The sequence below is a fragment of the Brachybacterium sp. SW0106-09 genome (genome assembly GCF_001293905.1).
GTDB classification, from domain to species: domain Bacteria; phylum Actinomycetota; class Actinomycetes; order Actinomycetales; family Dermabacteraceae; genus Brachybacterium; species Brachybacterium conglomeratum.
In genome coordinates, this window is the sequence record NZ_BCAK01000055.1 from 89,023 (window position 1) to 101,559 (window position 12,537).

General features: G+C 72.0%; 10 protein-coding genes. 5 read left to right on the top strand and 5 right to left on the bottom strand.

What is annotated here, in order from left to right; genetic code table 11:
* The first annotated feature begins 52 nt into the window (after positions 1–52).
* The 3 genes from betT to Y09_RS14855 all read left to right on the top strand — a co-directional run bounded on the left by betT (position 53) and on the right by Y09_RS14855 (position 5,449).
* On the top strand, positions 53–2,284 hold the full coding sequence (gene betT, locus Y09_RS14845) for a choline BCCT transporter BetT (RefSeq protein WP_053918599.1): 2,232 nt from the start codon (positions 53–55) through the stop codon (positions 2,282–2,284).
* Complete coding sequence (locus tag Y09_RS14850) at positions 2,277–3,761, top strand: aldehyde dehydrogenase family protein (RefSeq protein ID WP_053918601.1); 1,485 nt, start codon at positions 2,277–2,279, stop codon at positions 3,759–3,761. Before betT ends, Y09_RS14850 begins: the two co-directional genes overlap by 8 nt.
* A gap of 98 nt (positions 3,762–3,859) precedes the next feature.
* Positions 3,860–5,449, top strand: coding sequence for a GMC family oxidoreductase (locus tag Y09_RS14855; RefSeq protein ID WP_053918603.1), 1,590 nt, complete (start codon positions 3,860–3,862; stop codon positions 5,447–5,449).
* 81 nt (positions 5,450–5,530) lie between these two features.
* Here Y09_RS14855 and Y09_RS14860 read toward each other — a convergent pair whose 3' ends face one another.
* Positions 5,531–6,400: a DNA-3-methyladenine glycosylase gene (locus tag Y09_RS14860; RefSeq protein ID WP_053918605.1), complete on the bottom strand. Its 870-nt coding sequence runs from the start codon at positions 6,398–6,400 to the stop codon at positions 5,531–5,533.
* A gap of 17 nt (positions 6,401–6,417) precedes the next feature.
* Positions 6,418–6,933, bottom strand: a complete 516-nt coding sequence (locus Y09_RS14865) for a methylated-DNA--[protein]-cysteine S-methyltransferase (RefSeq protein WP_053918607.1) — start codon at positions 6,931–6,933, stop codon at positions 6,418–6,420.
* 188 nt (positions 6,934–7,121) lie between these two features.
* On the opposite strand from Y09_RS14865, the gene Y09_RS14870 reads away from it, so the two are divergent.
* Positions 7,122–7,622 (top strand): SRPBCC family protein, encoded by a 501-nt coding sequence (locus Y09_RS14870; protein WP_053918609.1) that lies wholly within the window; start codon positions 7,122–7,124, stop codon positions 7,620–7,622.
* Between the two features lie 79 nt (positions 7,623–7,701).
* Here the strand turns inward: Y09_RS14870 and Y09_RS14875 are convergent, their stop codons facing one another.
* Positions 7,702–8,070 (bottom strand): nuclear transport factor 2 family protein, encoded by a 369-nt coding sequence (locus tag Y09_RS14875; RefSeq protein ID WP_053918611.1) that lies wholly within the window; start codon positions 8,068–8,070, stop codon positions 7,702–7,704.
* Between the two features lie 78 nt (positions 8,071–8,148).
* Here Y09_RS14875 and Y09_RS14880 point away from each other — a divergent pair, with 78 nt between their 5' ends.
* Positions 8,149–8,715 (top strand): hypothetical protein, encoded by a 567-nt coding sequence (locus tag Y09_RS14880; RefSeq protein WP_148639680.1) that lies wholly within the window; start codon positions 8,149–8,151, stop codon positions 8,713–8,715.
* Positions 8,716–8,748: 33 nt separating this feature from the next.
* Here Y09_RS14880 and Y09_RS14885 read toward each other — a convergent pair whose 3' ends face one another.
* Both Y09_RS14885 and Y09_RS14890 read right to left on the bottom strand, forming a co-directional pair.
* Positions 8,749–9,693 (bottom strand): alpha/beta fold hydrolase, encoded by a 945-nt coding sequence (locus Y09_RS14885; RefSeq protein ID WP_053918615.1) that lies wholly within the window; start codon positions 9,691–9,693, stop codon positions 8,749–8,751.
* A gap of 282 nt (positions 9,694–9,975) precedes the next feature.
* On the bottom strand, positions 9,976–12,471 hold the full coding sequence (locus tag Y09_RS14890) for an excinuclease ABC subunit A (RefSeq protein ID WP_053918617.1): 2,496 nt from the start codon (positions 12,469–12,471) through the stop codon (positions 9,976–9,978).
* Positions 12,472–12,537 lie beyond the last annotated feature (66 nt).

The following is a 12,537-nucleotide window of genomic DNA, read 5'->3' on the forward strand; positions in this document are numbered from 1 at the left end:
ATCGCTCGTACCGCGAGCGGTCCTGTCCCGAGCGTCGACCGAGAGGATCGTGATGGCCGAGGCCCCGCCCGCCCCCAGCGCACAGAAGGAGGGAGGCGCCCGGCCCGCGCACTCCCGCGTCAACCTGCCCGTCTTCGCCGGCACCTCCGTGATCATCGTGGCGTTCGTGCTCTTCGCCGCGATCTGGCCCGGAGCCGCCGAGACCGCGATCTTCGGGTCGATGGGCTGGATCGCGACGAACTTCGGCTGGTACTACGTCCTGACCGCCACGATCGTGGTCGTCTTCGTGCTGCTCGTGGCGCTCTCGCGCGTGGGCCGCACCCGGATGGGCCCGGACCACTCCGTGCCGAAGTACAACCTCTTCACCTGGGCGGCGATGCTGTTCGCCGCCGGCATCGGCGTGGACCTGATGTTCTTCGGCATCTCGGGCCCGGCCACGAACATCCTCACCCCGCCCGATGCGCCGCCCGGCTCCGACGAGGCCGCCCGGATGGCGACGATCTGGACGATCTTCCACTACGGCATCCCCGGCTGGGCGATGTACGCGCTGATGGGCATGGCCTTCGGCCTGTTCGCCTATCGCTACCACCTGCCGCTGTCGATCCGCTCGGCGCTCGCACCGATCTTCGGCCGGCGCATCCACGGCGCCGTCGGCCATGTCGCCGAGATCGGCTCGACGATCGGCACGATCTTCGGGATCTCCGTCTCCCTCGGCATCGGCGTGGTGTTCCTGAACTACGGGCTCTCCGCCCTGTTCGGGATCCCGAACTCGATCGCGGTGCAGATCGCTCTGATGGCGCTCGCGGTCGGCATCACGATCGTCTCGACCGTCTCCGGCGTCGACAAGGGCATCCGTCGCCTCTCCGAGCTCAACGTGCTGCTGGCGATCGCACTGATGCTGTGGGTGCTCTTCTCCGGGCAGACCCACCAGCTGCTCAACACCCTCGTCCAGAACATCGGCGACTTCTTCTCCCGCTTCCCCGGGATGATGATGAACACCTTCGCCTACACCGACGGCGCCGCCGACTACCCCTCCGACCAGTGGATGGCGGACTGGACCCTGTTCTTCTGGGCGTGGTGGATCGCCTGGGCGCCCTTCGTGAGCCTGTTCCTGGCGCGCATCTCCCGTGGCCGCACCCTTCGCGAGTTCGTCGTCGGCGTGCTGCTGATCCCCTTCTCGTTCATCCTGCTGTGGGTGTCGATCTTCGGGAACGCCGCGCTGAGCTTCGCAGGTGACGGAGACTTCCTCGACCTCGCCGTGAACCAGCCCGAGTCCGGCTTCTTCAACCTGCTCGAGCAGTACCCGGGCGCGCTCTTCACCGTCTCGCTCGCCGTGGTGACGGGATTGTTCTTCTACGTCACCTCCGCGGACTCCGGCTCGCTGGTGATGGCGAACATGACCTCGAAGGCCTCCACCACGGACGCCGACGGCCCGCCCTGGCTGCGGATCGTATGGGCCGTGATCACCGGCGCGCTCACCCTCGTGATGCTCTTCATCGACGGGGTGTACACCCTCCAGGCCGCGACCGTGGTGGTGGGCCTGCCGCTGTCGATCCTGGTGTATTTGGTGATGTTCAGCCTGTGGAAAGTGCTGCGCACCGAGCAGATGGACCTCGACGCCCGCACCGCGGCCCTGCCCGGCGTGCTCACCTCCCGGGTGCGCGGCGGCGAGTCCCACGACCGCGTCCCGTGGCAGCAGCGCCTGCGGGGCCGCATGTCCTACGCCGACGAGGGCAGGGCCCGCGCCTTCGTGGCGGAGGTCGCGACCCCCGCCGTCGAGGAGGTCGCCTCGGAGCTGCGCGCCCTCGGCGCGGACGTCTCCTGCCATCGCGGCGAACATCCCGACCACGGAGTGCCGTACATCGACCTGGTCGTCTCGTTCCCGCATGCCGAGGACTTCAAGTACCAGGCCTACCCGGTCGCGTACTCGGTGCCGAGCTTCGCCGCGAACCTCTCCACCGTGCGGGACGTCTACTACCGCATCGAGATCTTCTCGCGCACCGGCTCCCGCGGACGCGACATCATGGGGTACACGAAGGAGCAGGTCATCAGCGACGTCCTGGACGCCTACGACGCTCACATCATGTACTTGACGATGAGCGACGAGATCGGCACCGCCACCGGCACGATCCCTGTCACCGCCCCGGACACCTGGGACGACGCCGACCACGTCGACGCCGAGCCCGAGGGCGCCCAGGATGAGGACCACCGGTCCGATGCGACCCAGCCCGACCAGCCCACCGACCCCGCCACCGCGCGGACGACGAAGGAGAACCATGACTGAGAGCCCCGCGACCCTGTTCATCGACGGCGCCTGGGTGCCGTCCTCCACCGGTGAGACCCGCACGATCACCTGTCCGGCCGACGGCACCGAGGTGGGCGTGGTCTCCGAGGCCGGCGCCGAGGACGTCGAGCGCGCGATCCTCGCCGCCCGCGCCGCCTTCGAGCGCGGCGAGTGGTCCGGCACCCCGGCCGCCCAGCGCGGCGACTTCCTGCTGCGCGTCGCGGACCGCCTGGCCGAGCGGAAGGACGAGTTCGCCCGCGCCGAGGCGCAGGACACCGGCAAGCGCCTGGTCGAGGCCGAGGGCGACATGGACGACATCGCCTCCTGCTTCCGCTACTTCGGGAAGATCGCCGACCAGGACCCGGGCCGTCTGGTCGACGCGGGCGATGCCGCGGTGATCTCCCGCGTGGTCCGCGAGCCCGTCGGCGTGTGCGGCATGATCACGCCGTGGAACTTCCCGCTGCTGCAGGGCGCGTGGAAGATCGCGCCCGCCCTCGCGGCCGGCAACGCCTTCGTGATCAAGCCCGCCGAGCTCACCCCGCACACCACGATGCTGATGATGGAGGTGCTCGACGAGCTCGGGCTCCCCAAGGGCGTGGCGAACCTGGTGCTCGGCGACGGCGGCACCGTCGGCGCCCCGCTGTCCTCCCACCCGGAGATCGACCTGGTCTCCTTCACGGGCGGCCTGGTCACCGGCCGGAAGATCGCCGAGTCCGCCGCGAAGGGGATCAAGAAGGTCGCCCTCGAGCTCGGCGGGAAGAACCCCAACGTCGTCTTCGCCGACGCGGACTACGAGGCGGCGCTCGACAACGCGCTGAACGCCGGCTTCCTCGACTCGGGCCTGGTGTGCTCGGCCGGGACGCGCCTGATCATCCACGAGTCCATCGCCGAGCGGTTCGTCGACGACCTCGTCGCCCGCGCCGAGGGCATCGTCATGGGCGGCCCCTTCGACGAGAGCGCCGAGACCGGTCCGCTGATCTCGAAGGCCCACCGCGAGAAAGTCACCGACTACGTCAAGCGCGGCGTCGAGGCCGGGGCGCGGCTGCGCACCGGCGGCCACTGGGGCGGCCCCGAGCACGAGAAGGGCTTCTTCTACGCCCCGACGGTGCTGGACCGCTGCACCCGGGACAACCCTGCCGTGATCGAGGAGGGCTTCGGCCCGGTGATCACGGTGGAGACCTTCTCCACCGAGCAGGAGGCGATCGAGATCGCCAACCACACCGAGTACGGCCTTGCCGGCGCGGTGTGGACCTCCGACGCGGGCACCGCGAACCGGGTCTCGCGCGCGCTGCGCCACGGCACGATCTGGATCAACGACTACCACCCCTACCTGCCGCAGGCGGAGTGGGGCGGCTTCAAGATGTCCGGGTTCGGGCGCGAGCTCGGCCCCTCCGGCCTCGAGGAGTACACCGAGGCCAAGCACATCTACCAGAACACCGAGCCGGCCGCCTCCGGCTGGTTCCCCCGCAAGGGCTGACCGCCACCGCGCTCGCTCCCGCGCGCCCCGGTCCGGTACGCGGGAGCATGCGCCCCCTCGCCCGTCCCCACCGTCCCCTTCATCAGGAAGCAGGAGAGATGACCCGCAAGGACCTCACGTCCGAGAACCCCATCGCCGAGTACGACTACATCGTGGTCGGCGGCGGCTCCGCCGGAGCCGTCGTCGCCGCCCGCCTGAGCGAGGACCCGAGCCTCGAGGTGGCCCTGCTCGAGGCCGGCCCGCACGACCTCGACCACGAGGAGGTGCTGCAGCTGAAGCGCTGGCCCGAGCTGCTGGAGTCCGGGCTGGACTGGGACTACCCGATCGAGCCGCAGGAGAACGGCAACTCCTTCATGCGCCACGCCCGGGCCAGGGTGCTGGGCGGCTGCTCCTCCCACAACTCCTGCATCGCCTTCCATCCGCCGGCGGAGGACATGGACCTGTGGGAGCGGATGGGGGCCGAGGGCTGGGGCTCGAAGGACATGCTCCCCCTCATCGAGCGGCTGGAGAACAACCGCGACCGCGAGGGCGCCGGCCACGGCAGCGCGGGCCCCGTCGAGCTGATGGACGCCCCGGCCGACGACAAGCTCGGCATCGCCCTGCTCGACGCGTGCGAGCAGGCCGGGATCCCCCGCGCCCGCTTCAACGACTTCTCCACCGTCGTCAACGGCGCGAACTGGTTCCAGGTCAACCGCCAGGCCGACGGCACCCGCGCCTCCTCCTCCGTCTCCTACCTCCACCCGATCCGGGACCGGGAGAACCTGCACGTCCTCACCGGTCACCAGGTCATGCAGGTCCTCTTCGACGAGGACCGGCGGGCCACGGGCGTGGAGTACATCGACAACTCCTTCGACCGCTCCTCGATCATGAACGCCCGCAGGGAGGTCATCCTCTCCGCCGGCGCGATCGACTCGCCGAAGCTGCTGATGCTCTCCGGGATCGGCCCCGCCGATCACCTGCGCGAGGTGGGCATCGAGGTGCGCGTGGACTCCCCCGGCGTCGGCTCGAACCTGCAGGACCACCCCGAGGCGGTCATCTCCTGGGAGTCGACGCAGAAGATGACGCGCGAGTCCACCCAGTGGTGGGAGATCGGGATCTTCACCCCCACCGAGGAGGGCCTGGACCTGCCGGACCTGATGATGCACTACGGCTCGGTGCCCTTCGACATGCACACCCGCCGCCAGGGCTACCCCACCTCCCCGGAATCCTTCGCCCTGACCCCGAACGTCACCCACGCCCGCTCCCGCGGCACGGTGCGCCTGCGCACGATCGACTACCGCGACAAGCCGAAGGTCGATCCGCGCTACTTCACCGACGAGGACGGCCACGACATGCGTGTGGCCGTCGCGGGCATCCGCAAAGCCCGCGAGATCGTCGCCCAGTCCGGGATGGACGCCTACCGCGGCCGGGAGCTGTTCCCGGGCGAGGACGTGCAGAGCGACGAGGAGATCGCCGACTACGTCTCGAAGACCCACAACACCGTCTACCACCCGGCCGGGACGGTGCGGATGGGCGCCGCCGACGACGAGATGTCGCCGCTGGACCCGCAGCTGCGGGTCAAGGGCGTCACGGGCCTGCGGGTCGTGGACGGCTCGGTCATGCCGCAGCTGGTCGCTGTGAACCCCAACATCACCACGATGCTGATCGGCGAGCGCGCCTCCGATCTGATCCGGGGTGCGCAGGGCTGATCCGAGCCCACGCGGGTCGTTCGTCAGAGCGAGGCGCGAGCACGGCACGGGGCCGACGGCGATCATGCCGTCGGCCCCGTCTCATCTGCCGAAGGCCCACAGCCTCGTCGCCGCGTAGCCGCGGTACGGGCTCCAGGAGGCGATCCTGGCGGCGTCGGCCGACGGGTCGAGCGCGGCGAGGGTGCGGCGCAGCACCGCATCGCCGGCGGGATAGGCGTCCGCGTCGGTGCCGGCGCGCAGCGCGAGGTGGTCCAGGGTCCAGGCGCCGATGCCATGCACCTCAGCCAGCGCCTCCCGGGGCGGCAGCACCGCTCCTCCGCCGTGTTCCGCGCACAGCACCGCGGCCTCGTGCACGGTCCTCGCGCGGGAGCCGGTCAGGCCGATCGTGGCCCGCAGCTCCTCGAGGGGGATCTCGGCGAGCGCGGCCGGGGCGGGGAACGCGCGCAGCGGCGCCGCCTCGCCGCGCGGAGCGGTGCCGTGGGCGGCGACGAGCCGCGCGGCGAACAGCCGGCCGGCGGCAAGGGAGACCTGCTGGCCGAGGACGGTGCAGACCACGGCCTCGAAGGGCTGGCGGAAGCGGGTGATCCGCAGTCCCGGCCGCTCCCGCACCTGTGCGGCGAACAGCGGATCCGCGCCGAGACGGGCGTCGACGGGGCCGAGGTCCGCGGCGAGGTCGAACCAGCGCGCGGTCAGGTCCGCGAGCGCGTCGAGGACCGCGGGGTCCCCCGACGGGGTCGCGAGGCTCGCCCCTCCCGTCTCGAGCCGCGTGGTGACCAGGTGCTGGGCGTCCTCGACCTGCACCCACCGGCTGAACGTGCCGGTCTCGAGGTCCAGGTGGTGCAGTCCGTCGACGGCGTGCGCGGCGAGGGTCGCGAGCGCGGCCCGGTGGTCGAAGGGACCGGCGACGTCGACGCGGCGCCGGGACCACGCGGCGGTATCGGGACCTGTCATGTGCCTCTCCTCGCCGCTCAGAACAGCCGCTCGGCGCTGCGCTCGTCAGGCTCCTCGAGCTCGAGCAGGGCGCGCTTGCGCTCGAGGCCGCCCGCGTACCCGGTGAGGGAGCCGTCGGCCCCGACCACGCGGTGGCAGGGCACGACAATGCTCAGCGGGTTCCGGCCCACGCACTGGCCGACGCGCTGGGCGAGGCCGCGGGTCCCCAGCTGCGCGGCGAGCGCGCCGTAGGTGGTCGTCTCCCCGTAGGGGATCTCCTGCAGCAGCGCCCACACGCGTTCGGAGAAGTCGTCGCCGCCGGTGCGCCGCGGCAGGTCGAACTCCTGCCTCTGGCCGGCGAGGTACTCCTCGAGCTGCTCGCGGGCGCGGACCAGCAGCGGATCGGCGTCCGCCTCGACCACGGCACCGAGCCGTTCGGCGCTCGGCGGATGCCAGTGCCCGGGGAAGTACAGCCCGGTCAGCGCCTCCCCGTCGGCCGAGACGGTGAGGTCTCCGAGACGTGTGCGGAGGGTGGTGTGGCGGGGTCCGTCCATGAGGGCCTCCTCTGCTCTCTCACCACGTAGACGTCCCGGGAGGCGCGGAGGTGAGGTCCCGGCCCCGAGATGCCGAGGTTCCACCGAACGGCGGCGCAGCGCTGGTGCGGCACAGCGACGGCACGGCGCCCGGAGCGCTTCTGCCTCGCGGTCGTGCATCCGCTCCCCTCGGGCGCGAGAATCGTCCCATGGAGTTCACGCTCGTCCTCACCATCGCCCAGCCCCGGCATCGCGTGATCGAGCTGCTCTCGGATCCCGCCCACCATCCCTCCTGGCTGCGGGGACTCGTCGCCCACGAGCTGGTCGAGGGGCGGGAGGGGCACGTCGGCGCCGTCTCCCGCGTCGAGATGCGCTCCGGATCGAGCACGATGGAGGCGCGGGAGACGATCACCCGGCGCGATCCCGAGCAGCTCGAGGATCTCCCGGCCGACGTGGTGGTCCACTACGAGCGGGAGCTCCTGACCGAAGGCATGTGGTCCGCGGCGAAGGAGCATCTGCACGACCTCGGCGACGGGACCACGCTGTGGGAGAGCGAGAACGAGTACCGCTTCTCCGCGCTGCCGATGCGGCTGCTCGCCCCGCTGATGCGCGGCGCCTTCCGGAAGCAGACCCTCGCCCATATGGAGGACTTCCGGGCCTTCGCCGAGCACGGCACGGACGTGCGCGGGGGCGAGGGGCTGACGAGCTGAGCGCCGGAACGCCCGACGTCGGCGCCTCCGAGGCCGGCGCCTCGGGATCACCGGGCCGGTGCCTCCGCTGCGAACGGGCTCAGCGGGTGCCGGGGGTGTCCTGACTGAAGGTGTTCCACCACCGATCCCCGCGCCGCTGCCAGAGCGAGGTGATGAAGAAGGTCTCCGCGGCCTGCTCGCCCGGGGCGCGGGCGTCGGCGCGGTAGCTCAGCAGCACGGCGTCCTCCCCCACGCGCAGCAGCTGCGCCCCGGACAGCGCGAAGTCCGCGGTGATCGGCCCCTCGGCCAGCTGGGCGAGATGGCGCTCCAGGTCGTTGAACCCACCGGTGTCCACGCCGAGGAAGTCCGGAGGCAGCAGCTCCCGCTCGGCCGCGGCGTCCGCCGTGACCTGCGCCTGCCACACCTGCTCCTCGAGGGCGAGGAAGAACTGCACGTCGTCGGGGCTCATGCGCTCATCGTGCCATCGCCCCGGGGCGTACGCTCGCACCGGCGGCTCGCGGGGACGGCGCACCGCTGCAGGACCGAGATGACGCAGGGGGCAGGGACGGCACGGTCAGAGGTGCAGCGGCGCTGGGACGAGTTCCACCGCACCGGGATGGTCACAGTGGCGGCGAGCCCCGTCAGATGCGTGCTCATGATGCTGGGCTCCCTGGTCCTGGCGCTCTTCCCCGCAGTGATGGCCGCCGGCTCCTTCCAGGAGCACGGCGCGGACTCGCCCACGGGCTGGGGCTGCGTACTCGCGACCCTGCTCTTCCTCGTGACCGCCGTCCTCGCCGCGCGGCCGTTGGTGCGAGGCAGCCGGCTGACCCTGAGCCGCCACGGGCTCGCGATCTCCGCGCGCCGGCCGGGCGAGCGGGTCCGCGAGACGGGGCTGCGCTGGGAGGAGATGACGCACGTCGAGCGCTTCTCCAACCCCGCCGGTGGATCCTCCAGCACCGACGTCGGGATCCACCTCGCCTCCGGCGCCGGGGCGAACGTGGACGGAGACGTCAGCCGCGGCTATGTGGACCTGCCCGACGGCTTCGCGATGTCGAAGCGGGATCTCGCCGAGCTGCTGGAGGCGATCCGGGGCTTCCTCGCTGCACGGCGGTAGCACGGCGCACTCGACGTCCGTCGGCCCAGCCCCTCAACCGGCAGTCGCGCGCGCGGCGAAGGCGAGGATCTCCTGCACCACGTCGTCGCGGGTGGTGGGCTCGTTGTGGACCTCGTGGCGGACGCCCGGGTAGACGCGGGTGCGCACGTCGGTGCGGCCGGCCTCGTGCAGGCGGTTGGCGACGTGGAGCGCACCCTCGCCGTAGTTCGCCACCGGGTCCTGGTCGCCGGCGAGGATCAGCACGGGCAGTTCCGCGGGCAGGTCGGAGTAGAACGCCTCGGAGTTCGCCCGGTCGTAGACGTCCACGAAGCCCTGGAGGAAGCGGGCGCTCATCGGGGCGCCGAAGTTGTTGAGGGGGTCGCGGCCGTGGTCGGCGACGACGTCCTCGTCGAGCGCGACCCAGGCGGTGGGCCCGGCGTCCTCCCCGAAGCGGTCCAGGAAGCCGTCGAAGAGCTGGCCGACGAACTCCTCGGGGGCGGGGTCGGCCCGCTGCGCACCGGTGGCGAGGGCGGCGAGCGCCTCGCGGTCGATGCTCGCCTCGATCCCTCGCATCTGCGCCGCGATCCCGCCGAGCACCAGGCCGGCGAGCTGCGCCTGCGGTGCGGTCGCGACGACGCGCGCGATCATGGAGCCCCAGCTGTGGCCGTAGAGGACGTGCGGCAGACCCGGCAGGATCTCGCGGGCACGAGCCTGGAGCGCGAGCTCGTCATCGACGACGACGCGCGCCGCCTCGTCCCCGGCGTCCGCCCAGATCCCCGAGCGCATCGCGGTCGCGCCGTGGCCGGCGTGGTCGCCCGCGAGGACGGCGAAGCCCTCGTCGACGAGAGCGCTGATCACATGCAGGTAGCGGCGGGAGTGCTCGCCGAGCCCGTGCACGATCTGCACGATGCCGCGGGGCTCGGCGGCGGGCACGTGCAGCCATGCCTGGATCTCGTCGCGACCGTTCGCGGAGGGGAGGGTGATCTCGTGCAGGGCCATGGGGTCTCCTCGTGCTGGGGCGCCGCGCCTCTGCGCACGGCCGTAGCCAGCCTAGCCGTGGGGGGGTGTCGGCGTCCTCGTCAGTTGATGATCTCGGCGGCCGGTCCCCGCCATCGCGGCGAGCGGTCAAGCAGGCGTGGTTCTTGACCACGTCGTCCCGGCAGCGCGAGCGGTGGCCTGCGGTGATCAGGTCCCCCGGCCGCAGCGTCGCGCACGTGCCGTGGAAGTACCGGGGGTGCTGGGGCTCGTCGTCGCTCTCCACAGGCGGAGTGCCCGTCGCCGTCATCCGCCCAGGTGGCGGCGCAGGTGGCCGCCCGTGAGGCTGTCGTCGTCGGCGGCGATCTGCTCGGGGGTGCCGCGGGCGACGAGGCGGCCGCCCGCGGCGCCGCCGCCCGGTCCCATGTCGATCACCCAGTCGGCGTTGGCGATCAGGTCGAGGTCGTGCTCGATGACCAGGACGGTCGCGCCGTTGTCGACGAGCCGGTCCAGGACGTGCACGAGGGTGCGCACGTCCAGCGGGTGCAGGCCGACGCTCGGCTCGTCGAAGACGAACACGGCGTCGCGCTGGGTGCGGCCCATCTGCCCGGCGAGCTTGAGGCGCTGCGCCTCGCCGCCCGAGAGGGCCGGGGTGTCCTCGCCCAGGGTGAGATAGCCGAGCCCGAGGTCGACCAGGGTCTCGAGGGTGCGGCGGACGGCGCGGACGTCGCCGACGAGCTCGATCGCCTCGGCGACGGTGGCGGAGAGCAGGCCGGGCAGGGTCACGTCCCCTCGCCGGATCTCCGAGGCCTCAGGGGCGTAGCGACTCCCCTCGCAGTCGGGGCAGTCGATGTCGACGTCGGGCAGGAACTGCACGTCGAGCTCGACGCGGCCCGTGCCCTCGCAGCGCGGACAGCGCAGGGAGCCGGTGTTGTAGGAGAAGTCGCCCATGGTCAGTCCGCGCTCCTGCGCGGCCGGGGTGCGGGCGAACTCGCGGCGCAGGGGGTCCAGCACGCCCGAGTAGGTGGCGACGGTCGAGCGGACGTTCACGCCGATCGGGGTCGCGTCGATGCGGTGGACGTGCTCGACCCCGTCGGCCTCGAGCGAGTGCACGTGGCCGGGCAGTTCGCGGCCGTCTCCCCTCGCGCGCAGCGCGGGCACGAGCGTCTCGAGCACCAGGGTGGTCTTGCCCGAGCCGGAGACGCCGGTGACCGCGGTGAGGCGGCCTCGGGGGACGCGGACGTCGAGCTCCCGGACGGTGTGCAGCGGCGCGCTCTCCTGGCGGATCGCGCCGTGCGCGAAGACGTCCTGCTCGGCGGCGCGCTCGCGGACGACGATCTCCTCGCGGCCGTCGAGGAACGGGCCGAGCCGGGAGGCGGCGTCGGCGATGATCTCTTCGACGCTCCCCTGGGCGATGACGGTGCCGCCGTCGCCGCCCGCGCCGGGGCCGATCTCGAGGATCTCCTCGGCCTCGCGCAGCAGCTGCACGTCGTGGTCGACGACGAGCACGGAGTTCCCGTCGGCGAGCAGGTCGCCGATCAGCTCGACGAGCCCCTCGATGTTCGAGGGGTGCATGCCGATGCTGGGCTCGTCGAGCACGTAGAGCACGCCGGTGGTGCGGTTGCGGACGGCGCGGGCGAGCTGGGCGCGCTGGCGCTCCCCTGTCGAGAGGGTGGAGCCGGCCCGGTCCAGGGAGAGATAGCCGAGGCCGAGGTGGACGAGACGCTCCGCCATCTGCAGGAACTGGTCCACGAGCCCGCGCGCCATCGGATGCATCTCGGACGGTAGGGGCTCGATGATCCTCGGCGCCCAGTCCAGGAGCTCGTCGAGCGTCATCGCGGAGGCGGCGGCGAGGTCCTTCCCGTCGATCTCGGGCTCCCGCGCCGCGGGCGAGAGCCGCGTGCCCTCGCAGGCGGGGCAGGTGCGCTCGACCAGGAAGCGGGAGACGCGGGCGAGCCGCCTCTCGTCGTGGGCGCGCCGCAGCTCCTCGGTGACCGTGAGGCGGGCGTTGCGGAAGGTGAAGTCGAGGTCGTGGGCGCCCTTCTTCGAGCGGACCATGATCGCCTTCTTCTCCTCGGGGCCGTCCAGGACGACGTCCTTCTCCCAGTCCTCGAGGTCCCGCCAGGGCACGTCGGTGCGCACCCCGAACTCGCGGGCGATGTCCGGCTGCACCTTCCAGCCGAACATGTTCCAGGGCTTCACGGCGCCCTCGTCGAGAGTCTTCGAGGTGTCCGGGACCAGGGCGTCGTCGTCGACCTCGCGCACGATCCCGGTGCCCTCGCAGGCGGGGCAGGCGCCCTCGGAGTTGAAGGCGAGCGCCTCGGCGCCGGGCGGGTCCACGTCCGCTCCGCACTCCGGACAGGGATAGGGCTCCTCGGCGGCGACGAGCAGCGAGGGCGGGACGCGGTGCCCGTTCGGGCAGAGGTGGGAGGCCAGGCGCGAGTACATCAGGCGCAGCACGTTCAGCAGCTCGGTGGAGGTGCCGAAGGTGGAGCGGACGCTCGGCACCCCGGGCCGTTGGCGCAGCGCGAGCGCGGCGGGGACGTGCACGACCTCGTCGACGTCCGCGCGCGGGGCCTGCGCCATGCGACGGCGGGTGTAGGTCGACAGCGCCTCGACGTAACGGCGGGAGCCCTCGGCGTAGACCACGCCCATGGCGAGGGAGGACTTGCCGGAGCCGGAGACGCCGGCGATCGCGACCAGACGGTCCAGCGGGATGTCGACGTCGAGGCCGCGGAGGTTGTGCACGCGCGCTCCGCGCACCTCGATGTGGTCGGGTCGCTGCGGCTTCGCTGTGCTCATGGCCCCACGGTAGTCACGGGCTGCGGGGACGACGACAGGTCCGGGCGGTGAACGCCGGGCTCGCCC

Coding starts and splice junctions, on each gene's coding strand:
- Y09_RS14860 (WP_053918605.1), bottom strand. CDS start 6,400: ATGACAGGTCCCGATACCGCCGCGTGGTCCCGGCGCCGCGTCGACGTC.
- Y09_RS14855 (WP_053918603.1), top strand. CDS start 3,860: ATGACCCGCAAGGACCTCACGTCCGAGAACCCCATCGCCGAGTACGAC.
- betT (WP_053918599.1), top strand. CDS start 53: ATGGCCGAGGCCCCGCCCGCCCCCAGCGCACAGAAGGAGGGAGGCGCC.
- Y09_RS14865 (WP_053918607.1), bottom strand. CDS start 6,933: ATGGACGGACCCCGCCACACCACCCTCCGCACACGTCTCGGAGACCTC.
- Y09_RS14870 (WP_053918609.1), top strand. CDS start 7,122: ATGGAGTTCACGCTCGTCCTCACCATCGCCCAGCCCCGGCATCGCGTG.
- Y09_RS14885 (WP_053918615.1), bottom strand. CDS start 9,693: ATGGCCCTGCACGAGATCACCCTCCCCTCCGCGAACGGTCGCGACGAG.
- Y09_RS14875 (WP_053918611.1), bottom strand. CDS start 8,070: ATGAGCCCCGACGACGTGCAGTTCTTCCTCGCCCTCGAGGAGCAGGTG.
- Y09_RS14850 (WP_053918601.1), top strand. CDS start 2,277: ATGACTGAGAGCCCCGCGACCCTGTTCATCGACGGCGCCTGGGTGCCG.
- Y09_RS14890 (WP_053918617.1), bottom strand. CDS start 12,471: ATGAGCACAGCGAAGCCGCAGCGACCCGACCACATCGAGGTGCGCGGA.
- Y09_RS14880 (WP_148639680.1), top strand. CDS start 8,149: ATGACGCAGGGGGCAGGGACGGCACGGTCAGAGGTGCAGCGGCGCTGG.